This window comes from Herbaspirillum sp. 3R11, from assembly GCF_004563925.1.
GTDB lineage: Bacteria > Pseudomonadota > Gammaproteobacteria > Burkholderiales > Burkholderiaceae_D > Herbaspirillum.
This window is the reverse complement of the sequence record NZ_SPNJ01000004.1, coordinates 653,342-678,127: the sequence shown is the minus strand read 5'-3', so window position 1 is coordinate 678,127 and position 24,786 is coordinate 653,342. Positions and strand designations below refer to the sequence as shown.

Annotated in this window: 23 protein-coding genes and 1 other RNA gene; 18 read left to right on the top strand and 6 right to left on the bottom strand. The window is 62.2% G+C overall.

The annotated features are described in order from the left end of the window. The first annotated feature begins 248 nt into the window (after positions 1-248). The 14 genes from E4P32_RS19880 to E4P32_RS19815 all read left to right on the top strand — a co-directional run bounded on the left by E4P32_RS19880 (position 249) and on the right by E4P32_RS19815 (position 15,744). Positions 249-1,472, top strand: a complete 1,224-nt coding sequence (locus E4P32_RS19880; protein ID WP_116436000.1) for a Bcr/CflA family multidrug efflux MFS transporter — start codon at positions 249-251, stop codon at positions 1,470-1,472. Positions 1,473-1,800: 328 nt separating this feature from the next. Further along, positions 1,801-2,487 carry an FCD domain-containing protein gene (locus tag E4P32_RS19875; RefSeq protein ID WP_116435999.1) on the top strand — a complete coding sequence of 229 codons (687 nt, stop codon included), beginning with the start codon at positions 1,801-1,803 and terminating at the stop codon, positions 2,485-2,487. Between the two features lie 84 nt (positions 2,488-2,571). Then, positions 2,572-4,224: an ABC transporter substrate-binding protein gene (locus E4P32_RS19870; protein WP_116435998.1), complete on the top strand. Its 1,653-nt coding sequence runs from the start codon at positions 2,572-2,574 to the stop codon at positions 4,222-4,224. A 103-nt stretch (positions 4,225-4,327) separates the two neighbouring features. Next, entirely contained in the window at positions 4,328-5,281 is a 954-nt protein-coding gene (locus tag E4P32_RS19865; protein WP_116435997.1) for an ABC transporter permease, read from the top strand. 2 nt (positions 5,282-5,283) lie between these two features. Further along, the gene (locus tag E4P32_RS19860; RefSeq protein WP_116436056.1) at positions 5,284-6,189 is read left to right on the top strand and encodes an ABC transporter permease; all 906 of its coding nucleotides are present in this window, start codon (positions 5,284-5,286) and stop codon (positions 6,187-6,189) included. After that, positions 6,186-7,232, top strand: coding sequence for an ABC transporter ATP-binding protein (locus tag E4P32_RS19855; protein ID WP_116435996.1), 1,047 nt, complete (start codon positions 6,186-6,188; stop codon positions 7,230-7,232). Before E4P32_RS19860 ends, E4P32_RS19855 begins: the two co-directional genes overlap by 4 nt. Beyond that, positions 7,225-8,223, top strand: a complete 999-nt coding sequence (locus E4P32_RS19850) for an ABC transporter ATP-binding protein (RefSeq protein WP_116435995.1) — start codon at positions 7,225-7,227, stop codon at positions 8,221-8,223. The genes E4P32_RS19855 and E4P32_RS19850 overlap by 8 nt, the downstream gene beginning before the upstream one ends. A 61-nt stretch (positions 8,224-8,284) precedes the next feature. Then, positions 8,285-9,496 carry an amidase gene (locus tag E4P32_RS19845; protein WP_116435994.1) on the top strand — a complete coding sequence of 404 codons (1,212 nt, stop codon included), beginning with the start codon at positions 8,285-8,287 and terminating at the stop codon, positions 9,494-9,496. Further along, positions 9,483-10,007 (top strand): ureidoglycolate lyase, encoded by a 525-nt coding sequence (locus E4P32_RS19840; RefSeq protein ID WP_116435993.1) that lies wholly within the window; start codon positions 9,483-9,485, stop codon positions 10,005-10,007. Before E4P32_RS19845 ends, E4P32_RS19840 begins: the two co-directional genes overlap by 14 nt. A gap of 149 nt (positions 10,008-10,156) precedes the next feature. Continuing rightward, a complete protein-coding gene (gene rarD / locus E4P32_RS19835) occupies positions 10,157-11,035 on the top strand; it encodes an EamA family transporter RarD (RefSeq protein WP_116435992.1) in 879 nt (292 codons plus the stop codon). Positions 11,036-11,094: 59 nt separating this feature from the next. Continuing rightward, positions 11,095-12,762, top strand: a complete 1,668-nt coding sequence (ettA, locus tag E4P32_RS19830) for an energy-dependent translational throttle protein EttA (RefSeq protein ID WP_116435991.1) — start codon at positions 11,095-11,097, stop codon at positions 12,760-12,762. Between the two features lie 233 nt (positions 12,763-12,995). Further along, positions 12,996-14,153: a branched-chain amino acid ABC transporter substrate-binding protein gene (locus E4P32_RS19825; RefSeq protein ID WP_116435990.1), complete on the top strand. Its 1,158-nt coding sequence runs from the start codon at positions 12,996-12,998 to the stop codon at positions 14,151-14,153. Between the two features lie 133 nt (positions 14,154-14,286). Continuing rightward, positions 14,287-14,580, top strand: coding sequence for a hypothetical protein (locus tag E4P32_RS19820; RefSeq protein WP_233526733.1), 294 nt, complete (start codon positions 14,287-14,289; stop codon positions 14,578-14,580). Between the two features lie 243 nt (positions 14,581-14,823). Continuing rightward, a complete protein-coding gene (locus E4P32_RS19815; RefSeq protein ID WP_116435989.1) occupies positions 14,824-15,744 on the top strand; it encodes a bile acid:sodium symporter family protein in 921 nt (306 codons plus the stop codon). Between the two features lie 123 nt (positions 15,745-15,867). Here E4P32_RS19815 and E4P32_RS19810 read toward each other — a convergent pair whose 3' ends face one another. Continuing rightward, the gene (locus E4P32_RS19810) at positions 15,868-16,503 is read right to left on the bottom strand and encodes a hypothetical protein (RefSeq protein ID WP_135008771.1); all 636 of its coding nucleotides are present in this window, start codon (positions 16,501-16,503) and stop codon (positions 15,868-15,870) included. Positions 16,504-16,539: 36 nt separating this feature from the next. On the opposite strand from E4P32_RS19810, the gene E4P32_RS19805 reads away from it, so the two are divergent. Together E4P32_RS19805 and E4P32_RS19800 are read left to right on the top strand one after the other, a co-directional pair. Next, positions 16,540-17,133, top strand: coding sequence for a molybdopterin-dependent oxidoreductase (locus tag E4P32_RS19805; RefSeq protein WP_116435987.1), 594 nt, complete (start codon positions 16,540-16,542; stop codon positions 17,131-17,133). 61 nt (positions 17,134-17,194) lie between these two features. Beyond that, positions 17,195-17,269, top strand: a non-coding RNA gene (locus tag E4P32_RS19800) — sX9 sRNA. Between the two features lie 21 nt (positions 17,270-17,290). Here the strand turns inward: E4P32_RS19800 and E4P32_RS19795 are convergent. Next, positions 17,291-17,869 carry a DUF4337 domain-containing protein gene (locus tag E4P32_RS19795; RefSeq protein WP_116435986.1) on the bottom strand — a complete coding sequence of 193 codons (579 nt, stop codon included), beginning with the start codon at positions 17,867-17,869 and terminating at the stop codon, positions 17,291-17,293. A 223-nt stretch (positions 17,870-18,092) separates the two neighbouring features. Between E4P32_RS19795 and hisC the strand changes: the two genes are divergently transcribed. Beyond that, positions 18,093-19,160 carry a histidinol-phosphate transaminase gene (hisC, locus tag E4P32_RS19790; protein ID WP_116435985.1) on the top strand — a complete coding sequence of 356 codons (1,068 nt, stop codon included), beginning with the start codon at positions 18,093-18,095 and terminating at the stop codon, positions 19,158-19,160. A gap of 49 nt (positions 19,161-19,209) precedes the next feature. Here the strand turns inward: hisC and E4P32_RS19785 are convergent, their stop codons facing one another. From E4P32_RS19785 to E4P32_RS19775, 3 genes are all read right to left on the bottom strand, one after another. Then, complete coding sequence (locus tag E4P32_RS19785; protein WP_116435984.1) at positions 19,210-21,276, bottom strand: pyridoxamine 5'-phosphate oxidase family protein; 2,067 nt, start codon at positions 21,274-21,276, stop codon at positions 19,210-19,212. Positions 21,277-21,301: 25 nt separating this feature from the next. Continuing rightward, positions 21,302-21,913: a glutathione S-transferase gene (locus E4P32_RS19780; protein ID WP_116435983.1), complete on the bottom strand. Its 612-nt coding sequence runs from the start codon at positions 21,911-21,913 to the stop codon at positions 21,302-21,304. A 117-nt stretch (positions 21,914-22,030) separates the two neighbouring features. Beyond that, the gene (locus tag E4P32_RS19775; RefSeq protein WP_116435982.1) at positions 22,031-22,933 is read right to left on the bottom strand and encodes a LysR family transcriptional regulator; all 903 of its coding nucleotides are present in this window, start codon (positions 22,931-22,933) and stop codon (positions 22,031-22,033) included. Positions 22,934-23,037: 104 nt separating this feature from the next. Here E4P32_RS19775 and E4P32_RS19770 point away from each other — a divergent pair, with 104 nt between their 5' ends. Beyond that, the gene (locus E4P32_RS19770) at positions 23,038-23,493 is read left to right on the top strand and encodes a carboxymuconolactone decarboxylase family protein (protein WP_116436054.1); all 456 of its coding nucleotides are present in this window, start codon (positions 23,038-23,040) and stop codon (positions 23,491-23,493) included. Here E4P32_RS19770 and E4P32_RS19765 read toward each other — a convergent pair. After that, entirely contained in the window at positions 23,490-24,710 is a 1,221-nt protein-coding gene (locus E4P32_RS19765; protein WP_116435981.1) for a YbfB/YjiJ family MFS transporter, read from the bottom strand. The two genes, E4P32_RS19770 and E4P32_RS19765, sit on opposite strands and share 4 nt — an antisense overlap. Positions 24,711-24,786 lie beyond the last annotated feature (76 nt).

Sequence of the window (24,786 nt, the reverse complement as noted above, 5' to 3'; positions counted from 1 at the left end):
ATTGCGGACGTAGTAACCGCCGACGATGACAAGGCGGCCGTACAACAGTCCTCATACGTTCCGTGTTTGTTGCGGTAGCGTTGCCGTACCGCAACCGGAGGCCTGAAGGAATTTCGGCCAGCCGGTATAATGCGCCATGCGCGTTTTCCTGCGCGCCACGCTTCCCCTTCTCACGCTCCGATCGTTTCCCGCCTTGTCTTATGGACACCATAAGGCATCAGCCGGACCCGGTTTTTTGTACCTTCCTCATGCAAACAGATTCTTCGCCTTTTCAGGGCAAACGCCTTCCCGGTTGGCTGATCCTCATGGCTGCGCTGACGGCGATGGGCGCCTTGTCGATCGACATGTACCTGCCCAGTTTTTCCTTCATCGCCAAAGACCTCGGCGTGGCCAGCAACACCATTCAGCTGACGCTGTCGACGTTCCTGATCGGACTGGCGCTCGGACAGATGTTCTACGGACCGATCAGCGATCGCTTCGGCCGCAAGCCGCCGTTGTACTTCGGCATCTGCCTGTATGTGGTGTCCTCGATCGGCTGTACCTTCGCGCCCAATATTGAAACGCTGCTGGTGCTGCGTTTCTTCCAGGGCCTGGGCGGCAGTTCCGGCATGGTGATCCCGCGCGCCGTGGTGCGCGACAAGATGGGCGCCGACGGCGCCGCGCGCGCGTTCTCGATGCTGATGCTGGTATTTGGTCTGGCGCCGATCCTGGCGCCTTTCATCGGCGGCCTGCTGCTGACGTTTTCGACCTGGCGCGCGATCTTCGCGACGCTGACCGTGTTCGGCGCGATCTGCCTGATCTGCACCCACCGCGTGATGGAAGAGACGCGCGACCAGGCGCACGTGGTGCCGCTGCATCTGGGGCGTGTGCTGCGCCAGTACCTCGACCTGCTGCGCCATCGCCAGTTCATGGCGTACGTCTTGTGCGGCGGCCTGATCCAGGCCGGCTTGTTCGCCTATATTTCCGGCGGTCCGTTCGTGCTGATCGAGCTGCACGGCATCAAGCCGCAGAATTTCGGTTTCGTGTTCGGCGCCAACGCCATCGGCCTGATCGCCTGTTCGCAGATCAATGCGCGCCTGGTGATCAAGCGCAGCGCCGACCGCGTGCTCGGCAAGATCATCTGGATCCCGGCCATCCTGACCACCATCGTCGCGGTGCTGGTGGCCTGTGGGTATGAAAGCCTGCCGCTGTTGCTGATCGGCTTCTTCGGCTTCCTGTCGTGCCACGGCTTTGTCGGCCCGAACGCGTCGGCCATCGCGCTCGCCCAGCAAGGCAAGCAAGCCGGCACGGCGGCGGCGTTGATGGGCACGCTGCAGTTCGGCATCGGCATGCTGTCGGGCGTGATCATGGGCGTGTGGCACGACGGTACCGCCTTGCCGCTGACGACGCTGATGGCGGTGTGCGGCATCGCTGCGCTGCTGTTGTACCGCTACGTTGCACGCCACACGACGCAGGTGCCGACTCCCGCCTGATTCTCTTCTTCGCCGGTGACGATGCAAGTTGACTGATCGTCACTGGGCGCTGAAAACTGCGCCCGGTTGAGCAGAGGCATGCTGCCATTTCGGTTTCAGAGATGTGCACGCTTAACGCACATTTTCACCGCACGCGCCTGCATGAAATTCGTGCAGCGGTGTGTTTCAGCGCATTATTCAGGCCATCGTCCGCGCCTGAAAACATCCCCGCCATCCCCTCCGCAATCACCGCCGCCGCTGCGTAATCGCCGTTTTGGCGAACAGGTGGCATGTCAATTGCTATATCGCCTCTTGCGGTCTGACCAGTCAGACCAAAAAGGGGAAACCGATGAGCATGCCCAATATTGCGGCACAGACTTTGCAGCGCCAGATCCTGTCCGGGACGTACAAGACCGGACAGATGCTGCCGGGCCAGCGCGACCTCGCCGAGTCGCTCGGCATCAGCCGTGCCTCGCTGCGCGAAGCGCTGTCGATGCTGGAAGCGCTGGGCTTCATCCGCGCCATGCCCGGCAAGGGCACGCTGGTGACCTCCGGTCGCAGCAGCGCAGCGACCACCCCTGCGCGCACCGGCGCGGCGCTGCCGTCGTCGGCTGAACTGCAATCCACTTTCCAACTGCGTTACGTGTTCGAGCCGGCCGCCGCCGCACTGGCTGCGCGCGTCATCAACGCCCACACCACGCCGCGCTTGTGGGGCGTGCAAGCGCGTTTTGAAGAGGCGCTGAAAAACGTCGACCTGGTCACCGCCTCGCAAGCCGATCTCGAATTCCATCAACTGCTCGCAGAGTTGTCCGGCAACGGTGGGCTGATGCAGGTAGTGCGCGATTTTGAGACGCGCATCTGCCACAGCCAGCGCCTGCCGTTTGCCGACCATTCACGCATCTGGGAAACCGCCGAAGAACATCGCGCCATCGCCGCCGCCATTTCAGCGGGCGATGCCGAGGGCGCCCGTGCCGCCATGCAACGTCATTTGCTGCAGACCGCCGCGCGCGCCGGCATCGAGTTTCTCCAGCCTTGATCAACCGATTTTCTGCACCGACCTCAAGCCAGTAAGCATCACCCATCACCCCCGCCGTCCTCAACAACAAAAGGAAGCATCGACATGAAACTGACCAAACCAAGCGCAATTACTCTGGCCTGTACGTTGGCCTTTGGCTTGCTGACATCCGTCGGCGCGCACGCAGAAAAAGTGCTGCGCATCGCCATGACCGCAGGCGACATTCCGCGCACGCTGGGCCAGCCCGACCAGGGCTTCGAAGGCAATCGCTTCACAGGCATCCCGATGTACGACAGCCTGACGCAATGGGATCTGTCCAAGGCCGACAAGGCCAGCGAAGTGATTCCCGACCTCGCCGTATCGTGGGCGGTCGACGCCAAGGACAAGACCAAGTGGATCTTCAAGCTGCGTCCCGGCGTCAAGTTCCATGACGGTTCCGCCTTCAACGCCGACGCCGTGGTGTGGAACGTCAACAAGGTGCTCGACAAGGACGCGCCCAACTTCGACCCGAGCCAGGTCGGCGTGACCGCGTCGCGCATGCCCACACTGCGCACCGCCAAGAAGATCGACGACCTCACCGTCGAGCTGACCACTTCCGAGCCGGATTCCTTCCTGCCGATCAACCTGACCAACCTGTTCATGGCCTCGCCGCTGCAATGGGCCAAGAAGCTGGCCGCCGTACCGGGTTCGGTGAGTGACAAGGCCGAGCGCGCCAAGCAAGCCTGGGCCGCGTTCGCCGCCGATGCCTCCGGCACCGGTCCGTTCAAGATGATCAAGTTCGTGCCGCGTGAGCGTCTGGAACTGGCCAAGAATCCCGAGTACTGGGACGCCAAGCGCCGTCCACAAATCGACAAGGTGGTGATGCTGCCGCTGCCGGAAGCCAACTCGCGCACTGCCGCCTTGCTGTCCGGCCAGGTTGACTGGATCGAAGCACCGGCGCCTGACGCGCTCGACACCATCAAGGCGCGCGGCTTCAAGATCTATTCCAATCCGCAGCCGCACGTGTGGCCGTGGCAGTTGTCCTTCGTGCCCGGTTCGCCGTGGCTGGACAAGCGCGTGCGCTACGCCGCCAACCTGTGCGTGAATCGTCCTGCGATGAAGCAATTGCTGGGCGGCCTGATGGGTGAAGCCACCGGCACCGTCGAGCCGGGCCATCCATGGCGCGGCAACCCGAGCTTCCACATCAAGTACGACCCGGACGGCGCGCGCAAGCTGATGACCGAGGCAGGCTATTCGGCCGCCAAGCCGCTCAAGGTGAAGGTACAGATTTCGGCATCCGGTTCCGGCCAGATGCAGCCGCTGCCGATGAATGAATTCATGCAGCAGAACCTGAAAGCCTGCTTCATCGACGTGCAGTTCGACGTGATCGAGTGGAACACGCTGTACACCAACTGGCGCATCGGCGCCAAGGATCCGAGCGCGCACGGCTCGGACGCGGTCAACATCAGCTTCGCGGCGATGGATCCGTTCTTCGCGATGGTGCGCTTCGTCAGCAGCAAGGCGGCGCCGCCGGTGTCGAACAACTGGGGTTTCTACAGCAACCCTGAAGTCGACGCCATCATCGCCAAGGCGCGCACCACCTTCGACGCCAAGCAGCGCGACGCTCTGCTGGCCCAGCTGCATGCCAAGATCGTCGATGAAGCGCCGTTCGTCTGGGTGGCGCACGACACCGGTCCGCGCGCCATCTCGGCCAAGGTCAAGGGTGTAGTGCAGCCGCAAAGCTGGTTCATCGACATCGCCACGATGACGATGGATTGACGCTGCGTTGATGCATTGATGTTGTGAACATTGCTGCCGGCATTGCGAGGGTAATGCCGGCAGCAAGCAAGAGAAGCAACCCAAGACTTACTGAAGACCGCCCATGATTTCCTATCTGATCCGCCGCGTACTCTATGCCATGCCCATCATGCTGGGCGTCGCATTCCTGTGCTTCATGCTGGTCCACATCGCACCGGGCGATCCGCTGGTGGCGATCCTGCCGCCGGATGCGTCCGTCGATCTGCAGAAGCAGCTGATGGAGCTCTACGGTTTCAATCGCAGTTATCCCGAACAATTTTTCAGCTGGGTCTGGCGCGCCATGCACGGCGACCTCGGCAGCTCCATCGCCACCGGACGACCGGTCGCGCAAGAAGTCTTCAAGGCGGTCGGCAACACCTTCATGATCGCCGCCCTGGCGACACTGATCGGTTTTTTCTTCGGCTCGCTGTTCGGCTTTGTCGCCGGCTATTTCCGCAACTCCTGGGTCGACAAGATCGCCTCCTTCATTTCCGTGGTCGGCGTCAGCGTGCCGCATTACTGGCTGGGCATGGTGCTGGTCATCATCTTCTCGTCGCAGCTGATGTGGCTGCCCGCCACCGGCGCCGGACCGGATGGATCGGCGGCCTGGATCTGGGACTTCGAGCACGTCAAATACCTGATCATGCCGGCCGTGACGATGTCCTTCATCCCGATGGGCATCATCGCGCGCACGGTGCGCGCGCTGGTAGCCGACATCCTGTCGCAGGAATTCGTGATCGGCCTCAAGGCGCGCGGCCTCGGCGAGTTCGGCGTGTTCCGCCACGTGGTCAAGAACTGCGCGCCGACTGCCATGGCGGTGATGGGCCTGCAGCTCGGCTACCTGCTGGGCGGCTCGATCCTGATTGAAACCGTGTTCTCCTGGCCCGGCACCGGCTTCCTGCTGAACCAGGCGATCTTCCAGCGCGACCTGCCGCTGCTGCAAGGCACGATCCTGGTGCTGGCCTTGTTCTTCGTGTCGCTGAACCTGCTGGTCGACATTTTGCAAACCATGTTCGATCCACGCATAGAAAGGGCATGATCATGTCGACCCTGCAAGCGACTGCTGCAACTCCCGTCTCCGCCTTACCTTTACCTGCGTTCAAACGCTCGCGCGGCCACTGGGCCAACGTCGCCGCGCGCATCGTGCGCAATCCGCTGGCGATGACCGCCGCCGTCATCCTGCTGGCACTGATCGGTATCGCCGTGTTCGCGCCGTGGATCATGCCGGCCGATCCCTTCGCCACGTCGATGTTCACGCGGCTCAAACCGATCGGTACGCCGGATCATTTGTTCGGCACCGACGAGCTCGGCCGCGATCTGTTGTCGCGCCTGATGCTGGGCGGACGCCTGTCGCTGTTCATGGGCATCACGCCGGTGCTGACGGCATTCGTCATCGGCAGCGGCATCGGCATCCTCGCCGGATATGCCGGCGGCTTCATCAACACCGCCATCATGCGCACCATCGACGTGCTGTATGCGTTCCCGTCGGTACTGCTGGCGATTGCGCTGTCGGGCGCGCTTGGCGCCGGTATCGTCAATGCGCTGACCTCGCTGACCATCGTCTTCATTCCGCAGATCGCCCGCATCGCCGAAAGCGTGACCACACAGGTGCGCCGCAGTGATTACGTCGACGCCGCGCGGGCGTCTGGTGCGAGTGCGTTCACCATCGTGCGCGCCCACGTATTGGGCAATGTACTCGGGCCGATTTTCGTGTACTCGACCAGCCTGATTTCGGTGTCGATGATCCTGGCTTCGGGTTTGTCCTTCCTCGGCCTCGGCGTCAAACCGCCGGAGCCGGAATGGGGCCTGATGCTCAACACGCTGCGCACGGCGATCTACACGCAGCCGTGGGTGGCGGCGTTGCCGGGCGCCTTCATTTTCATCACATCGATTTCGTTCAACATGTTGTCCGACGGTTTGCGTTCGGCGATGGAGGTCAAGCAATGACAGACGAACGCGATATCGGCGGACCGCGCCAGCCCCTGCTGCAGGTGCGCGATCTGCTCAAGCATTTTCCATTGAAGGGCAAGGGCTTGCCATTTACTTCGCCGCGCAGCGCGGTGCGTGCAGTGGATGGCGTCAACTTCGACATCCTCAAGGGCGAGACGCTGGGCGTGGTTGGTGAATCCGGCTGCGGCAAGTCGACCACCGCGCGCGTGCTGATGCAGCTGATCAACCAGGACAGCGGCGAGCTGGTGTTCGATGGTGAAACCGTCGGTTCGCGCGCCTTGCCGCTGCGGCAGTTCCGCCGGCAGACGCAGATGGTGTTCCAGGACAGTTACTCCTCGCTCAACCCGCGCATGACCATCGAGGATTCCATCGCTTTTGCTCCCACTGTGCACGGCTTGCCGTCACGTGAGGCGATCACCCGTGCACGCGACTTGCTGGCGCGTGTGGGTTTGCAGCCCGAACGTTTCGCCGGCCGTTATCCGCACGAGCTGTCCGGCGGCCAGCGCCAGCGCGTCAATATCGCGCGCGCACTGGCATTGGAGCCGCGCCTGGTGATTCTCGATGAGGCGGTGTCGGCGCTCGACAAATCGGTCGAGGCGCAGGTGCTCAATCTGCTGCTCGATCTCAAGCAGGAGTTCGGCTTGACGTATTTGTTCATCAGCCACGACCTCAATGTGGTGCGCTTCATCTCCGACCGCGTGCTGGTGATGTATCTCGGACAGGTGGTGGAAATCGGCTCATCGGACCAGGTGTTCGACCAGCCCAAGCATCCTTACACGCGTGCCTTGCTGAAGTCGATGCCGAGCATGGATCCGCTGCAACGCACGATGGAAGCGCCGCTGGCCGGCGATCCGCCCAATCCGATCAACCCGCCGAGCGGTTGCCGTTTCCATACGCGCTGCGCCTATGCCCAGCCGGTGTGCAGCCAGCGCGCGCCAACGTTCGCCAGCGACGACAGCGGCCACGGCGTCGCCTGCCTGCGCTATGAAGCCGACACGGCATCCCTGTTTTCCACTGCCGGCGAGGTGAGCCATGCATGACATGATTACGTTGCGCGATTTGCAGGTGCAATTCTTCGCGCCGAAGAAACTGATCCGCGCCGTCAACGGCGTCAACCTCACCGTCGGCCAGGGTGAAGTGGTGGCCCTGATCGGCGAGTCCGGCTCGGGCAAGAGCGTCACCTTGCGTTCCATCATGCGACTGCATTCGGAACGATCGACACGCATCAGTGGCGGCCTCGAAGTCGACGGCAAGGACGTCCTGAAGATGTCGCAGCGCGAACTGGCGGCGCTGCGCGGCGACACGGTCGCGATGATTTTCCAGGAGCCGCTGCTGGCGCTCGATCCGGTTTACACCGTCGGCGCGCAGATCATCGAAGCGATCCGCCGTCACAAGAAGGTTTCGAAAGCCGAGGCGCACAAGCAGGCGCTGAGCCTGTTCGAGAAAGTCCGCATCCCGAGCCCGGAGCGTCGTCTCGATGCTTATCCGCACGAGATGTCCGGCGGCATGCGCCAGCGCGCCATGATTGCGCTGGCCTTGTCGTGCTCGCCGAAGGTCTTGCTGGCCGACGAGCCGACCACCGCGCTCGACGCTACCGTACAAATTCAGATCCTGTTGTTGCTGCGCGATCTGCAAAAGGAATTCGGCCTGTCCATCGTCTTCGTCACGCACGACATCGGCGCGGCGGCGGAAGTGGCCGATCGCATCGCCGTCATGTACGCTGGCAAGATCATCGAGCAAGGCCCGGCGGCCGAATTGCTGACACGTCCGCGCCATCCCTACACCTTGTCGCTGCTCAAGAGCCGCAGCCATGGCGCCATGCAAAAAGGCCAGCGCCTGGAAACCATCGGCGGCGCGCCGCCGGACCTGAGCAACCTGCCGGCCGGCTGCGCCTTTGCCGAGCGCTGCAAATACGCCGTTGCCGAATGCAGCAGCGTGCAGCCGCGTGACGAGACGCTTTCGCCGGGGCATGTCGTCAGTTGCCTGCGCGTGCATCAGATCAACGATATCGTCGCTGCGGCAGCGAATTGAACCGTTCGGCGTCATGCGCAATCAGATCCCTATCTCTTCTTCCCATCCGAAAGAATCATCCATGCCAGTCGATGCGTCAGCAAGCTCTGCAGCACATTGTTTCGTTCCTTATCCCGCGCCGACGTTGACGGCGATTTCGTCGGGCCCGTTGTCGGGCCTGCGCCTTGCGGTGAAAGACATCTTCGACGTCGCCGGCTATCCGACCGGCTGCGGCAATCCTCACATGCTGGCGCTGTCGGGCATCAAGACCGCATCGGCGCCGTCGGTGGTGGCGCTGGCGCAGGCAGGCGCCACCTTCGTCGGCAAGACCTATACCGACGAATTGGCGTTTTCGATGAACGGCAAGAACGCTCACTTCGGCACGCCGCGCAACGGCGGCGCGCCCGACCGGATTCCAGGCGGCTCCAGTTCGGGGTCGGCCTCTGCGGTGTCCAACGGGCTGGCGGATGTTGCACTCGGCACCGATACCGGCGGTTCCGTACGTGCTCCCGCCAGCCACTGCGGGCTGATCGGCCTGCGTCCCACGCATGCGCGCGTCAGCCTCAAGGGCTGCATGGACCTGGCGCCGTCGTTCGACACCTGCGGCTGGTTCGCGCGCGACATCGACAGCTTCGCGCGCGTGGGAGAAGTGCTGCTGCGGGAAGACACTTGTTTGCTGCCCGACGGCATGCCGGCAATGCCGCAAGTGCTGGTGGCCGCCGACGTGCTGGCCTTGCTCGAGCCGCGTGTGCAGGATGTGTTCATGCAGACGCTGGAGCGTCTGTCCGGTCTCATCGGCACGCCGTTGCCGGTCAAGACCGCGACGCCGTCGTTCGATGCCTTGTACTGGGCGTTCCGCCACATCCAGGGATATGAAGCCTGGCAGAACCACGGCGAGACCATTACCCGGCATGGCCTGCAACTCGGTCCCGGCGTCGCTGATCGCTTTGCCTGGTCGAGCAAGATCACGCCGCAGCAGATGGAAGAACACAGCAACGTGCGCCAGCGCTTCACCGAAGATTTCCTGCGCCTGCTCGGCAACGACCGCGTGATCGTGCTGCCGAGCATGCCGGATATCGCGCCGCTGCTGAACGACTCGGAAGAGGTGCTGGAAAATTATCGCAACCAGGCCGTACGCATGTTGTGCCTGGCAGGCCTGTCGGGCTGCCCGCAGATTTCGCTGCCGTTGATGACGCTCGATGGCGCGCCCTTCGGCTTCTCCATCATCGGTCCGCAGGGCAGCGACCAGGCGCTGATCCGCCTGTCGAGAAAGCTCATCGATGAACTCGCCTGAGTCGTCATCGCCCAGCCGGGTCCTGGTTGCACAGGCGTTGACGCCGGTGGCGTTCGCGCCTTTCGGCGACGTCATCGTGCCCGCGCGGAACGGAAACAGCTCGCCGATCAACGAAGGCACCGCACAACGCTTCGACGACCTGACGCAGCTGGATGTGAACGAGCAGGGCGGCGAAGCCTGCGTGGCGATCTTCCGCACGCAGGACGGCACGCATGCGGCACCGTATGCGCTGACCATGTTCGAACGGCATCTCCTTGGCAGCCAGAGCTTCGTACCAATGGCGCAGGGACGCGTGCTGGTGGTGGTGACGCAGGGCGGCGACGCGCCCGATGAAGAGGCCATCCAGGCCTTCATCGTCGAACCGGGCCAGGGCGTCACGCTGCGGCGCGGCGTCTGGCATCACCCGATGATCACCATCGGCGGCGCCGACGTGTTCGTGATCGAACGTCGCGCGGCGGAAGTCGATTGCGAGATTGCGCGGATCAGCGGCCGCTTCGTCGTTACGCTGTAATCCACCTGCAGTGCGCCAACTTCGCAACGCCGGCGTCGCCAGCCGGAAAAGAAAAATCCTGCAATAATGCCCCTGCTGCCGCGAAACTTTCCAGAGTTTTCGCGGCGCTTCCATTTTTGCGATTCCACTTTTCCATCCTTTAGGTCGCCATGTTTTACGCGATAAGCTGTTTCCTCCTGTGGGGTTTGTTCCCGCTCTACTTTAAGCTGCTGCAGGACGTCTCGTCGTTCGACATCGTGGTGCAGCGCATCTTCTGGTCGCTGTTGTTCCTGATCGTGGTGCTGACCTGGAAGCGGCAATGGGCCTGGCTCGGCGACGTGGTGCGCAAGCCGCGCGTGTTGCTCGGCTTCCTGGTCAGCGCGCTGCTGTTGTCGGGCAACTGGGTGCTGTATGTGTGGGCGGTCAACAGCGGCCGCATCGTCGATTCCAGTCTCGGTTATTTCATGAGTCCGCTGATCAGCGTGCTGCTGGGCTATGTGATCCTCAAGGAAAGATTGCGTCCCTTGCAATGGTTGTCGGTCTTCATGGCGCTCGGCGCGGTGTTGTGGCTGACCTGGGTCAACGGCGCGCTGCCGTGGATCGGGCTGGTCATCGCCGCCACCTTCGGCATCTACGGCCTGCTGCGCAAGATCGCCCACCTCGGCGCGCTGGAGGGCCTGGCGCTGGAAACCATCCTGCTGGCGCCGCTGGTGCTGACGATCCTGGCGGTTACTGCGGCGCACGGCAACAACGGCTTCCTGCAAGCCTCGCCGACCTCGCAGATCCTGATGGCGCTGTCAGGGCCGGTGACGGCGATTCCGCTGCTGCTGTTCGCCCGTGCGGCACGGCGGATTCCCTTGTCCTTGTTGGGATTGCTGCAATACATTTCGCCCACGATGCAGCTGCTGACCGGGGTTTTCATCTATGACGAACCGTTCGACGGGCCGCGCCTGACAGGTTTCGTGGTGATTTGGACCGCGCTGGCTGTATACTCCGTGGAAGGATTGTGGCGCCTGTGGTCCGCCAAGGGCCGCGCGCTCAGCGCCTGATCAAGGAATCCAGCTAGTAGTTTTACCCTCATTTTTACCTTCATTATTGGCATCCAAACATGGCTCAATACGTATTCACTATGAACCGCGTCGGCAAGATCGTGCCGCCGAAGCGTCAGATCCTGAAAGACATTTCGCTGTCCTTCTTCCCCGGCGCCAAGATCGGCGTGCTCGGCCTGAACGGTTCCGGCAAATCGACGCTGCTGAAAATCATGGCCGGCATCGACAAGGAAATCGAAGGCGAAGCAACGCCGGCGCCGAACCTGAACATCGGCTACCTGCCGCAGGAGCCGCAGCTCGATCCGGAAAAGAACGTGCGCCAGGAAGTCGAAAGCGCCCTCGGTGAAGTGTTCGAAGCGCAAGGCAAGCTCGACGCCGTCTACGCCGCCTATGCCGAGGAAGACGCCGACTTCGACGCACTCGCCACCGAGCAGGCGCGCCTGGAAGCGATCATCTCCGCCTCCGACGGCAACAGCCTGAACCAGCAGTTGGAAATGGCCGCCGATGCGCTGCGCCTGCCGCCGTGGGACGCCAAGATCGCCGTGCTGTCCGGTGGTGAAAAGCGCCGCGTCGCCTTGTGCAAGCTGCTGCTGTCCAAGCCCGACATGCTGCTGCTCGACGAACCGACCAATCACTTGGACGCCGAATCGGTGGACTGGCTGGAACAGTTCCTGCTGCGCTTCCCGGGCACCGTCGTGGCTATCACCCATGATCGCTACTTCCTCGACAACGCCGCCGAATGGATCCTCGAACTGGACCGCGGCCACGGCATTCCATGGAAGGGTAATTACTCTTCCTGGCTGGAGCAAAAAGAAGCCCGTCTGAAGCAGGAAGAAGCGACTGAATCTGCGCGCCAAAAAACCATCGCCAAGGAACTGGAATGGGTGCGCCAGAATCCGAAGGGCCGTCAGGCCAAGAGCAAGGCGCGTCTGTCACGCTTCAATGAGCTGAGCGAACACGAATACCAGAAGCGCAACGAGACCTCGGAAATCTTCATCCCCGTGGCCGAGCGCCTGGGCAATGAAGTCATCGAGTTCAAGGGCGTCAGCAAGGGCTACGGCGATCGTCTGCTGATCGACAACCTCAACTTCAAGATTCCGGCCGGCGCCATCGTCGGCATCATCGGCCCCAACGGCGCCGGTAAGTCGACCTTGTTCCGCATGCTGGCAGGCCGCGAACAGCCGGACAGCGGCGAACTGGTGCTCGGACCTACCGTGCGCATCTCGCTGGTCGATCAGTCGCGCGAAGACCTGGAAAACAAGAAGACCGTGTTCGAAGACGTCGCCGCCGGCGCCGACATCCTGACGGTCGGCCGTTTCGAAATGCCGTCGCGCGCCTATCTGGGCCGCTTCAACTTCAAGGGCGGCGACCAGCAGAAGATCGTCGGCAACCTGTCCGGCGGTGAACGCGGTCGTTTGCATCTGGCCAAGACGCTGCTGCAAGGCGGCAACGTCCTGCTGCTCGATGAACCGTCCAATGACCTCGACGTGGAAACCCTGCGCGCGCTGGAAGACGCCTTGCTGGAGTTCGCCGGCACCGTGCTGGTGATCAGCCATGATCGCTGGTTCCTGGATCGTATCGCCACGCACATCATTTCGTTCGAAGGCGATTCGCAGGTCAGCTTCTTCGACGGCAACTATCAGGAATATGAGGCTGACAAGAAGAAGCGTCTCGGCGAAGAAGGCGCCAAGCCCAAGCGTATCCGCTACAAGCCGGTCACGCGTTGATGCAGTAACTCTTGCTGTCCGGAAATGGCGAGATGCCGCATTTGTCTCGCTGATCTCGCCGCTTCCGGCTTGCACATTCGCTCTGCACGATAATGCCCCGCTCTGCGGGGCATTTCGTTTTGTGGAGTCACAATGAAATGCTGGCCTTTTTTCGTATTTTTTTGATCGTGTCCTAACTCTGCGTGAGGTATAAGAACAAGCGTTTGCTAAGACGAAGTTCATACGGAGGTGACATGCAATTCCTCAAATATCGACGCGCGCTGATGCTCTGCGTAGTGTCGCTGGCGCTGCATACCTCGGGGGCGATGGCCGGTGATGACATCCAGACCGTGACGATAGGTTTCGTCGGTGCATTGAGTGGGGTGTCGGAAAGTTTCGGCAAGAGTCTGGCCAATGCTGCCGAGCTGGCGATCTCTGAAGTCAACCGCAATCCCTTCAAGATCGACGGCAAGCGCGTGCAATTCCGGCTGCTGCGCATGGATGACCGCAACGATGCCGAACGCACGCAACGTGTGGCGACGGCGCTGGTGCAGGCCGAGGTGATCGGCGTCATCGGCGGCACCAACAGCAACACCAGCATCGCCGCCTCGAAGATATTTTCCGACGCCGGGGTGCCGCAGATCTCACCGACGTCCAGTCTGCGCAGATATACCGAACAGGGCTATCGCACCACTTTCCGCATGCTCGGCATCGACGACGATGCCTGCATCTATCTGGGCGAATATGTCGTCAAGGAATTGCATGCCCAGCGCATCGCGATCATCGACAACGGCACCGCCTTCGGCGTCAACGTCGGCACACGCTTCGGCGAAGTGGTGCGGGAACATGGCGCCGCCATTGTCAGCCGTGATTCGATCAGCGATGTGCTGATGAACTTCGGCGAAATCCTGCGACGCGTCAAGGCGCAGGAAATCGATGCGGTTTTCTTCGGCGGCTATTCGGAGCAGACCAGCATGCTGGCGCAAAGCATGTTGCGCCAGGAGGTCAAGGCGCGCCTGGTGACCTCGATGAACGGCATCGTGGGCTCTTCATTCCTGATCGCCAGCGGCATCGCCGCCAACGGTACGGTGGCCCAGGAGACTGGCATCCCGTTCACCAAGATGCCGGGCTGGAAGAAGTTCGAAGCCGATTTCAATCAGCGTTTCGATTTCCAGATTTCCAGCATGACGCCGTACGCCTACGATGCCGCGCATGTGTTGATGGCCGCGGTGCGCCAGGCCAATTCGCTCAATCCGCGCAAGGTTACCAACGCCCTGCACGAGATCAGTTTCAAGGGCCTCACCGGCGTCATCGCCTTTGACGCCGTCGGCAATCCGCGTTCGCCGTCCTATACCATCTATGAAGCGCAGAATCAGAAATGGACGGCGATGAAGACCAGCACGATGCGTTGAGACGATTGCCGAAGCTTTGCTTCAGGTCTTGTAAAGGAAGTGCCAAGGAAGGTAAATTCGGTCTTTACGTCTGCGCGCGACGCGAGTTTCCACGCTAGTCTGGCGAACCTCATTCGCCACGGAGAGCGTCCCGATGTTCAATCTTCCGAATCGAATCCATCGTCTGCTGCCGGCGCCAATGCTGTGCGCATTGCTGAGCGCCTGCGCCGGCAGCGGCGAGATTACGCAACTCGATCGCGACACCTACATGGTCACCGCGCAATCCCGTCTGGGAAACTCTGCGGGCGCCGCCGCAGGCGTGCGCCAGGCCGACGCCTATTGCAAGGAGCGCGGCAAGCGCATGCAGATGACCGGCGCCGACACCTCCGACGGCGTCATCGGCGTATGGCCGTCGAAGAGCGTCGTGATGTTCAAGTGCGTGGCCTGAGATCGTCGTGGCGGTGTCAGAGAAATGTCAGTGTTGCATGCTGCAAAGCCGCTGCCGGCAAGGATTTGCGGGCACGGGTAAAATGACGTCCTCGTGTTTCCACAAGACGCACGGCCGGGTCGGCGCGAACGCATCATCGGATTATTCCTCCGCGCATTCATCGCCGCCTCCCATTTCCCTCGCGCGCCATCCGCGGAGCTACTTCCAATAACAATCTCTTACTCCGCCGAATCGATCTCAATCATGCTTGCCAGTCTTACCCGCCTGTTTCCTCTCTGGGCGCTGCTGCTGTCCGCCGCCGCCTATTTTTCCCCCGCCACGTTCACGCCGATCGGACCGCATGTCACGCTGTTGCTGACGCTGATCATGCTGACCATGGGCGTCACGCTGACGCTGGACGATTTCAAACGCATCGTCAAACGCCCGGCGCCGGTCGCCGCCGGCATCATCCTGCACTACCTGGTCATGCCGCTGGCAGCCTGGGTCATCGCCAAGCTGTTGCGCATGCCGCCTGACCTGACCGCGGGCATGGTGCTGGTCGGTAGCGTCGCCAGCGGCACGGCGTCGAACGTGATGATCTATCTGTCGCGCGGCGACGTCGCGCTGTCGGTGACGATCTCGACGCTGTCGGCGCTGGTGAGCGTGTTTGCCACGCCGCTGCTGACCGAGTTGTATGTCGATGCGTCGATTCATTTCGACGCGCACGCGATGCTGATGAGCATTGTGCAAATCGTGGTGGTGCCGATCGTGGTCGGCCTGGTGCTGAACCTGTTCGCGGGCAAACTGATCCGTCGCGTCGAACCGTACCTGTCGCTGGTGTCGATGGTGGCGATTCTGCTTATCATCGCGGCAGTGGTCGGCGGCAGCCAGGCCAGCATTGCTTCGGTCGGCCTGGTGGTGCTGGTGGGCGTGATCCTGCACAACGCCATCGGCCTGCTGGGCGGTTACTGGGGTGGTCGTCTGCTCGGCTTCGACGAATCGATCTGCCGCACGCTGGCCATCGAAGTCGGCATGCAGAACTCCGGCCTTGCGGCTGCGCTGGGCAAGTTGTACTTCACGCCGCTGGCGGCCTTACCGGGCGCGCTGTTCTCGGTCTGGCACAACCTGTCGGGTTCGATGCTGGCCGGTTTCTGGCGTGGTCGTCCACCTAAAGACACGGCCTGACCGGTCTTTCTCCAGCAAAGCAGGGAGAGCGTTGAATCGCTGTTCACCCAAGAAAAACGCTGCGCCGAATTGCTTCGCGCAGCGTTTTTTATTGCCGTGTACCGGCGGGAATTTTTATCGGTATCAATGGGGCTTGGTATTGTTCAACAGTCCTGCACGCTTGGCAGCTTCGCAGGTCGTGTTGTATTGAAATCCGACAACACGGTCATCACTGTTTCTGAAGCTGACAAACAGCGGTATGTCCTTGTTGTCCAGCCGTCTTTTGTAGTTATTGCATACACCGCTGCCACTCAGAGTGCTTACCTGATTGAGTGGATTTCCCAGCATTGCCTGTATCTCTTTTTTTGTTGTACCGGGTTTGACAATGAGCGCTCGGGCGGGATCTGCCATGATGGCTTTTCCTTCGCGGGCATCAGCCTCGCTGGGCATCTGATCAAACTCATCCATTGCACACGCCGACAGCAATGCCGGAAGAAGCAGAATCACAAACGCTTTTTTCATTTTCACTTTCTCAAAAATTGGGGCAGTTGATTTTAGGTTCAAAGCAGGCCGCACCAGACGGTGGCCAAGCAATAAGCGCCATCTCTCACGGAATGTTTTGTACATAGATTGAAAATATTGCGATGGATTCCGGCGAAGCGCGGAGACCAAAAGATGAATGTCGATGCAGGAAAGGGAAGTCGCTCTATGCAGCGAAGATCTGCTGCGAAATCTTCGTGTCCGGTCGCATTGGATGCGCCGCCCTTTATAGGGCATCATGCTGCGTATCGCCTGTGCAAAAAAGGAGAATCAACAATGAAGAAAAGACAATTCCTCGCCGCCGGTCTATTGAGCATGAGCACTGCCGCGATGGCGGCCAGCAAGAAGAACCCCGCCGCCTGCATCGCTCCCAAAGACACCGGGCCGGTGCTGCTGACACTGACCGGCGCCATCGGCGCAGGCAATCGCGGCGCGCTCGATCCCGCGCTGGATCAGATGATGGCCAAGCAGAAGCTGCAGTTCAACCGCGCCCATACCTTCGACTTTGCAGCCTTGAACGCTTTGCCGCAAACCTCCATCAAGCCGACGCTGGAATACGACAACAAGCAGCATGTGTTGAGCGGCCCCTTGTTGAGCGAGGTGTTGGCAGCCGCCGGCGCCGGTGCGGCAAGCGATGTGCTGCTGCGCGCCGTTGATGGTTACGCCGTGCAGGTGGCGACCGCCGACATCCGCAAATATCGCTTCATCGTCGCCACGCATCTGGACGGCAAGGCCATCCCCTTGGGCGGCCTCGGCCCCTTGTGGGCGGTGTATGACGCCGACAGTTTTCCGGAGATCATGGACAAGCCGATCAGCGCGCGCTTCGCGCTGTGCCCGTGGGGCATGTATCACATCGAAGCAAAAGCCTGAAACCTGCTCTCGCTCCTACTGCGAGGCCATGATCCGGCGTCGGGCGGTACTCGGAATCCTCATGTACTTAAGTACATTCCGGTTCCTCCGTTCCGGCCGCCACCGGCTGATGGCCTCTCGCTACGGAGCGAGAACAGGTTTGCTCTGTTGATTCAGCTCAGATATGCATCGCCGCCAGCGAGCCCAGGATCACGCTGGCGCCTGCTGCGGTGTAGGAAATCTTCTTGAGCCAGTCCTTGCGCGTGAGCAGTGTGATCGCTGCCAGCGAGATGGCGATCTGGATCGCCGTCATGGCCTGCGCCCAGCGGTGATGCTGGTGCAGTTTGACTTCGGACAATTCGTCCCATGCCTTTGATTCCGCCTCCAGCTTTTCGGCGGCCTTGCGGATGTCTTCCTTCTCCGACTTGTAGCGTTCCGCTGCGGCGTTGTACTTGGCCGAATCGACGCCGGGAATCGTTGCCGCCAGCTCGGCCAGGTTCTGGCGGCTGGATTTTGCCTGGTAATAATTCCACTGGTTGGCGGCCTCGGTCTTCTTGATGGCGGCGTTGTTCTTGTTCATCGCCGCCGCGCTTTCGGTGGAGCCGGCCTGGAAGCTGAACAGGGCGCCGACAGTCGCCATGATCGCCGTCATGACGGCGATCTTGCCGGCGAAATTGTCGCCGCTGCCGTGATTGTGTTCGGCGACGTGTTCCAGGTGATGTTCGTGCGGGCTTGGGACTTCGTATTCTGTGGCCATGCGGATGCTTCCTTCGTTGTCGTTATCGAATTGTTCGAATTGTCATGGCGTGCCCGGCATCGCTTTTGTTTCTTGCAGTTGCTCGAAGTTGCTTGCGGGCACGTCGCGCAACCCTCCTTGCGCATGCCCTTAATGCGCCAGCAGCCTCCCCAGTTGACGCGCGCCGCGTCCGGGTTTGTTACCATTGCTGTTTTATTGCAGAGCCAGCGCGAAAACCATTCCCATGAGCAAATTCTGGAGCCCCATCGTCAGCCGCCTGACGCCTTACACCCCCGGCGAGCAGCCCAAGATCAGCAAGCTGGTCAAGCTCAATACCAACGAAAATCCCTACGGTCCGTCGCCCAAGGCGATCGCCGCCATGGCCGAGGAAATCGGCGACAACCTGCGCCTGTATCCGAACCCGGACGCCGAGCCGCTCAAGCTGGCGATCTCAAAACGCCACGGCCTGTCGCCGGCGCAGGTGTTCGTCGGCAACGGTTCCGACGAAGTGCTGGCGCATGCCTTCCAGGCGCTGCTCAAGCATGGCGCGCCGATCCTGTTCCCGGACATCACCTACAGTTTTTATCCGACCTACGCCAGTTTGTACGAGGTGGAATACCGTGCGGTGCCGCTGGCTGAGGATTTCAGCATCCGCGTCGACGACTATCTCGGCCAGGGCGAGGCTATCGGCGGCATCATCTTCCCGAATCCGAACGCGCCGACCGGTTGCCTGCTGGCGCTGGACGAAGTCGCACGCCTGCTGGCCGGCAATCCGGATCGCGTGGTGATTGTCGATGAGGCGTATATCGATTTCGGCGGCGACAGCGCCATCGACCTGGTGGCGCAGCATCCGAATCTGCTGGTGGTGCAGACACTGTCGAAGTCGCGTTCGCTGGCCGGCTTGCGGGTCGGTTTTGCGGTCGGCCATGCAGATCTGATCAGTGCGCTGGAACGCGTCAAGAACAGCTTCAACTCCTATCCGCTGGATCGCATCGCCATCGCCGGCGCGACTGCCGCGATGGAAGACGACGCGCATTTCGACAGCACCCGCAACGCCGTCATCGCCAGCCGCGGCAAGCTGGTCGGTGAACTGACGGCGCTCGGTTTCGAGGTGCTGCCGTCGGCCGCCAACTTCGTCTTCGCGCGCCATCCGCAACATGACGCCGCCGGCCTCGCCGCCAAGCTGCGCGGCGACGGCATCATCGTGCGCCACTTCACCAGCGCGCGCATCAATCAGTTCCTGCGCATCACGGTCGGCACCGATGAATCCTGCGGTGCGCTGACCGCTTCGCTGCGCAAGCATCTGGCCTGATGCACTGACCCAGGCATTGACCAGGCATCGAGGCTGCAACGAGGGCTGATTACAGCTCCAGATGCAGCGTCGTGCAACCCTGCGCCGGCATGGCGCAGCAGATCAACGCTTCATCTTCCGCGACTGCGAACTCCGGCGTTTTCGCATAAGTCACTTCCCCTTGCAGCACGCGAGTACGGCAGGTGCCGCAACGGCCGTCGCGGCAGCTTGATTCAGGATTCAGGCCGCGTTGCTCGGCCAGCTCCAGCAGCGAACCGCTCTCGGTGGTCCAACGCGCCTCCTTGGCGGAACGCATGAACAGCACCGGCACCGCGTCGGTCGCAGCTGGTTTCAACGGGACTTGTATTGCTTGTTCGTCGACCTGACGTTGCAGGCCGGAAGGACCGAAGGCTTCCGCATGGATGCGCGCATCGGTCACGTTCATGGTGCGCAAGCCGTCATACATTTGCTGCATGAATGACGCGGGTCCGCACAGATAAAAATCGTAGTCGTCAAAAGGCAGCGTCTGCTTGAGCAAGGCGATATCGATACGCCCCGAGGCCTCGATCCCATCATCGGCCTGACTCACCACACGCACGTGACGCGCGCCGCCCTTGCCGGCATTGACCAGCGCCGCGATCTCTTCACCGAAAGCCAGTTCGGCCTTGCTGCGCGCCGACTGGAACAGCCATACCGGCCGCTGGTAACGCTTGCGCATGCCTTCGTGGATCAGATGGCGCAGCATCGCCAGCATCGGCGTGACGCCGACGCCTGCCGCCAGCAATACAGCGGGACGGCGCACCGACGCATCGATGACGAAATTGCCGGCCGGTGCCCGGGCCTCGATGATGTCGCCGACCTTGATCGTGGTGTGCAGATGATCGGAAAACAATCCCTGGCGCTTGACACTGATGCGCAGGAAGGCATCCGAAGGCGCGCTCGACAAGGTGTATTGACGGATCTGGGTACCGCCTTCCGGAAGTGGTAGCCGCACTGAGACATGCTGTCCCGCCAGGACGCCCGGCATGCCGGCGCCGTCGTTTGGCTGCAGATGAAACGAGCGGATGGCCGCAGTCTCGTCGACGATCTTGCTGACGCGGAACGGCCGCCATTGCGTGGCGAGTTCGGCTGCCTTCAATCGTGCGGCGGCGTCTTCCCAGCTCCCGGTGATCAGTGCGTTAGGCGACGCTCCGGCAGCAACGTCGATCCAACGCAGCGGCAGCGCGGCGGGGCGGCGCACGATCTGTTGCGGCGTGAAGCGCCACATGCGTTCCGCACCCATGAAGGCGGCCACTTCGGGGGCGTTGAGGATGACTTCGGCGCGTCCGCTCAGTTGCAGCAAATCGCCGTTGCGAAAATCGACAAACACCAGACCGGCGCGCGGATTCAGCAAGAAATTCCCCAGCGTGTTGAAGAACAGATTGCCGGAGAAATCCGGAATCGTCAGCACGCCGTCGTCGTCGATGCGCACGAAGCCTGGCTTGCCGCCACGATGCGAGGCATCGACCTGCTTCTTGCCGTCGCGCACCACATACGAGGCGACGTAGAACGAATCGGACGCGCGAATCATGGCGGCGGCGTCGGCATCCAGCACCGATAGTTTGCTCACGGGACCGGCCGGTGCATCGGTGAATTCATATTGGCGCAACTGGATGTATTGCGGGCAGTTGCCGTAGGCCTGCGTCACGTCGATGTGGAAACGTTGGTCCGACTGCCGGCTGACCAGGCCGTTCATGCGATTGCGGCGGCGTGTGTGCAGCTCGATGCCGAGCATGCCGATGCCGTCGCCATCTTCCATGCCGGCGTCGGCGGGATCGAGCGGATCGCGCGCCAGTTCGAGCGTGAGTTTCTCGGCAACGTCGGCGTGCATGAAACCGGGCCGGCCGGCACGCAGCGTGGCCCACACTTCACCCTCGGTATCGACGGCGCCCAGGATCACGAACGGCAACTGGGCGTAAAACTGGCGATGCTGGTCAGGCATCCAGGTGCGTCCCATCTGGCTGCGGCCGGGGCCGGCCATGCGTTCGACGACGCCGACGCCGACGCTGCGCTGCATGGTCAGCTCGCCTTCATGCCAGGGAGAGGCGGAAGAGGTCACGGAGTTTGCTGGCGGCGGTGTCGGCTGTGTCGAAGTCATGATGGCGCTCCTTATGCCTTATGGGTTAAGCGGCCAGGCCGACAGCAGTTTTCTGGAATGCGACGAAGCCGGGCAGCGCTTCGATCCGCGCCAGCCATTGGCGGGTGTGCGGATAGGCGCTCAGGTCGACGTTGCCTTCGGGTGCGCTGGAGATATACGAGTACAACGCGATGTCGGCGATGGTGGCTTGCTCAGCCGCCAGCCAGGTGCGGGTAGCCAGTTCCTGTTCGACCAATGTCAGGATGGCGTGGGCGCGGCGGATCGCGTCGTCGGCATCAATGGGCGCACCGAATACGGTGACCAGGCGGGCGGCAGCCGGACCGCGGGCGATTTCGCCGGCGGCGACCGACAACCAGCGTTGCACGGCGGCGGCGGTAGCCGGATTTTCCGGCAGCCAGTCTGTGCGGCCCAGCGACTTGGCGAGGTAAATCAGGATGGCGTTGGAATCGCTGACGACGGTGTCGCCGTCTTGCAATACGGGGACTTGGCCGAAGCGGTTGAGCTTCAGGATTTCAGGGGATTTTTGCTCGCCCTTTTTCAGATCGACCAGGACCAGTTCATGTTGTGCGCCCAGCAGCGAGAGGAACAGGCGGGCACGGTGCGAATGGCCGGACAGAGGGTGGTAGTAGAGTTTCATGGCAGCTCCAGGTGGTGTGTTGTAGGAGTCGCCAGTGTTGCTGATAACGCGGATGATGAGAATCGCCGCCACGGACAATGGACTATTCCCGGTTCGAGAATAATCCGGTGGACGGTCCTACTCCACGCCCGGCTGCCCGCCGCGCAGTTCCCCGACAGCAAGGTCGAGGAAGGCGCGCACCTTGCGCGCAGCATGGCGGCCTTCGTGATGCACCACGTGTACCGGCAGCGTCGGCGTCTCATGGCCGCGCAAGACTTCCACCAGCCGGCCGTCCGAGAGCGGCGCCGCCACCATGTAGGACAGCACGCGCGTGATGCCGAAGCCGTCCAGCGCGGCGATGATGGCTTCATCGTTCGACATCACCGTCATGCGCGGCTGCACGCGCACGATGGTGGTCGCATCGCCCTTGGTGAAGCGCCAGTCCGGCGAGGTCGAGACGCCGTTGGAGGACACGATCACGTGTTGCCTCAGATCGTCCGGGGTCTGCGGCGCGCCGTGTTCGGCGAGATAGGAAGGCGAGGCGCACACCACGCGCCGCACCGTGCCCACGGGGATTGCCTGATAGCTGGAATCGGCCAGCTGGCCGATGCGGATCGCCACGTCGATGCCTTCGTCCATCAGGTTGATGATGCGGTCGGCGAAACGGCATTCGACTTCGGCTTCGGGATAGCGCCGCAGGTATTCCATCACGATCGGCGTGACATACATGCGGCCGAACGTGGCCGACGCCGTCACCACCAGGCGGCCGCGCACCGCGCCGTGGGCGCCGGCGGCCAGGTCTTCCATTTCGGTGACGTCGGCCAGCACGCGGCGGCAATCCTCGGCGTAGCGTGCGCCGACGTCGGTGACGCGCACGATGCGCGTGGTACGCGTCAGCAGGCGCACGCCGATGGCCGCTTCCAGGTCGCTCACGGCGCGCGTGACGACGGGCGGCGAGATCTTCATCTTGCGCGCGGCGGCGGCGAATCCGCCTTCATCGACCACCGCCAGGAAAATCGCCATCGACTCGAGTCGGTCCATATTGTTCCTGTTTTTGTAATGACTAATTGTGATTTCAGGGTATTTGGATTATGCCCGAGATCGGTGACACTCCCTGCATCTCCACCATCGTCAGGGCCGTCTTCATGGCACGCATCAAACTCGTCGACACTACTGACGCCACTCCGGAACAGGCCGCCTTGTTCGCCGCCATTCAGGAGCAGCTCGGCCTGGTGCCGGATTTCCTGAAGGTCTTCGCCAATTCTCCGGCGGCCTTGCGCGCCTACCTCGGCTTGCACGGCATCGCCGACGGCGGCACGCTGGCTGTGCCGGTGCGGGCACGCATTGCGTCGGCGCAAAGAACAATTGCGCGCGAAGATCCGCAAGTCGCGGCCGCCGTGAAGTTCGCACGCAGCCTGCTGGAGAAGAACGGCAAGATTGGCGCGCTCGATCTGGTTGAGGTGCGCAGCGCCGGCTACAGTGACGCCGAGATTGTGGAAATAATCACCCACGTCGGTCTGAACTTCCTCACCGACATGCTCGGCAAGGCAAGTCAGGTGGAGATTGTTTTCCCTGATCTTAGTGTGAAACTCGGTGCTTAGTTCTTAAGCAACTGCAGCGGTCGCTGACGCCATGCCAGCAGCGCGCCGACCAGCAGCGACAGCGCTGAAAACAGCAGGCCCTGCTGCAGGCCGCCGCTGCGGTCGGCGATCCAGCCGACGATGCTCGGACCGACGATCTGGCCCGCCGCGAACACGATCGTGAAGGCGCTGATGCCGAGCGACCAGCTGGCCGGCGGCAGGTTGTGGCGCACCAGTGCGGTGGTCGAGGCCACCGCCGACAGGAACACGCCGCCGAACAATAATCCCGAGATGAACACCGCCACCGGCGCCGCCGTCACCGCCGGCAACAGCGTCGCCACGCTCAGCAGCGCGTTGAGGATGGCCAGCGATTCGCCGCCCTTGAACTTGTCCAGCATGCCGGCCCACAGCCGCGACGACGCCATCACGGCGAGACCCAGCAGCGTGTAGAACAGCGTGATCATCGACGCCGACATGCCTTGCTCCTTGAGCAGCGCAATCACGAAGGTCATGTAGCCGATATAGCCGAGTCCGAACATGAAATAACCGCTCAGCCCGAAGCTCAGCGTGCGCATGCGGAATCGTCCGGCGCCCTGCGCCTGCGGCGGCAAGGCCGGGATGCGCAGCGCCGGCGGCGCCATGAAGGCGGTCGCCACCAGGCTCAGCAAGCCCATCGCGATCCATGCCCATTGCCAGCTATGGGCGACGCCGTGGGCCGTAGCGGCGGCCATGGTCGCCGGCACCAGCCAGGCCGAGGCGACAATGCCGATGCCGCTGCCGCCGTAGAACAGGCCCAGCAAAAATCCCGCGCGTTGCGGATGCAGCGCCGCCAGACGGCTGATCAGGATGCCGCCGGAGATGAAGATGAAGGCGCTCACTGTACCGGTCACGATGCGCAGCGCCAGCAGCGTCGCGGTATCGGTGAACAATCCCGAGAGGATGATCAGGAAAGCGGTCGCCAGCGCGCCGCCGATCAGCAACTTGTGTGTACCGAAGCGGCGCATCAGCGGCGGTGAGACGAGCGCGCCGAGCAGGTAGCCGAGTGCGTTGCCGGTGTTCATGCCGCCGGCGATCAGGTAGGGCCAGCCGAGGTCGGTGCGCATCGGCGACAGCAGCAGCGCATACGAAAAGCGCGCCACGCCGAGCGCAATCGCGGTGCCCAGCGACAGGGCGAGGGCGGTCAGCAACGGATGGCGCACGATGAAATCCCGCTGCGTGGCGGCGATCGGTTCTGGCATGAGATTGTCTCTTGGATATCGGCGGCTACCGGTGAGGCGCTGCCTGATTGTTATGGCGCCGCGCGTCCGTACTAAC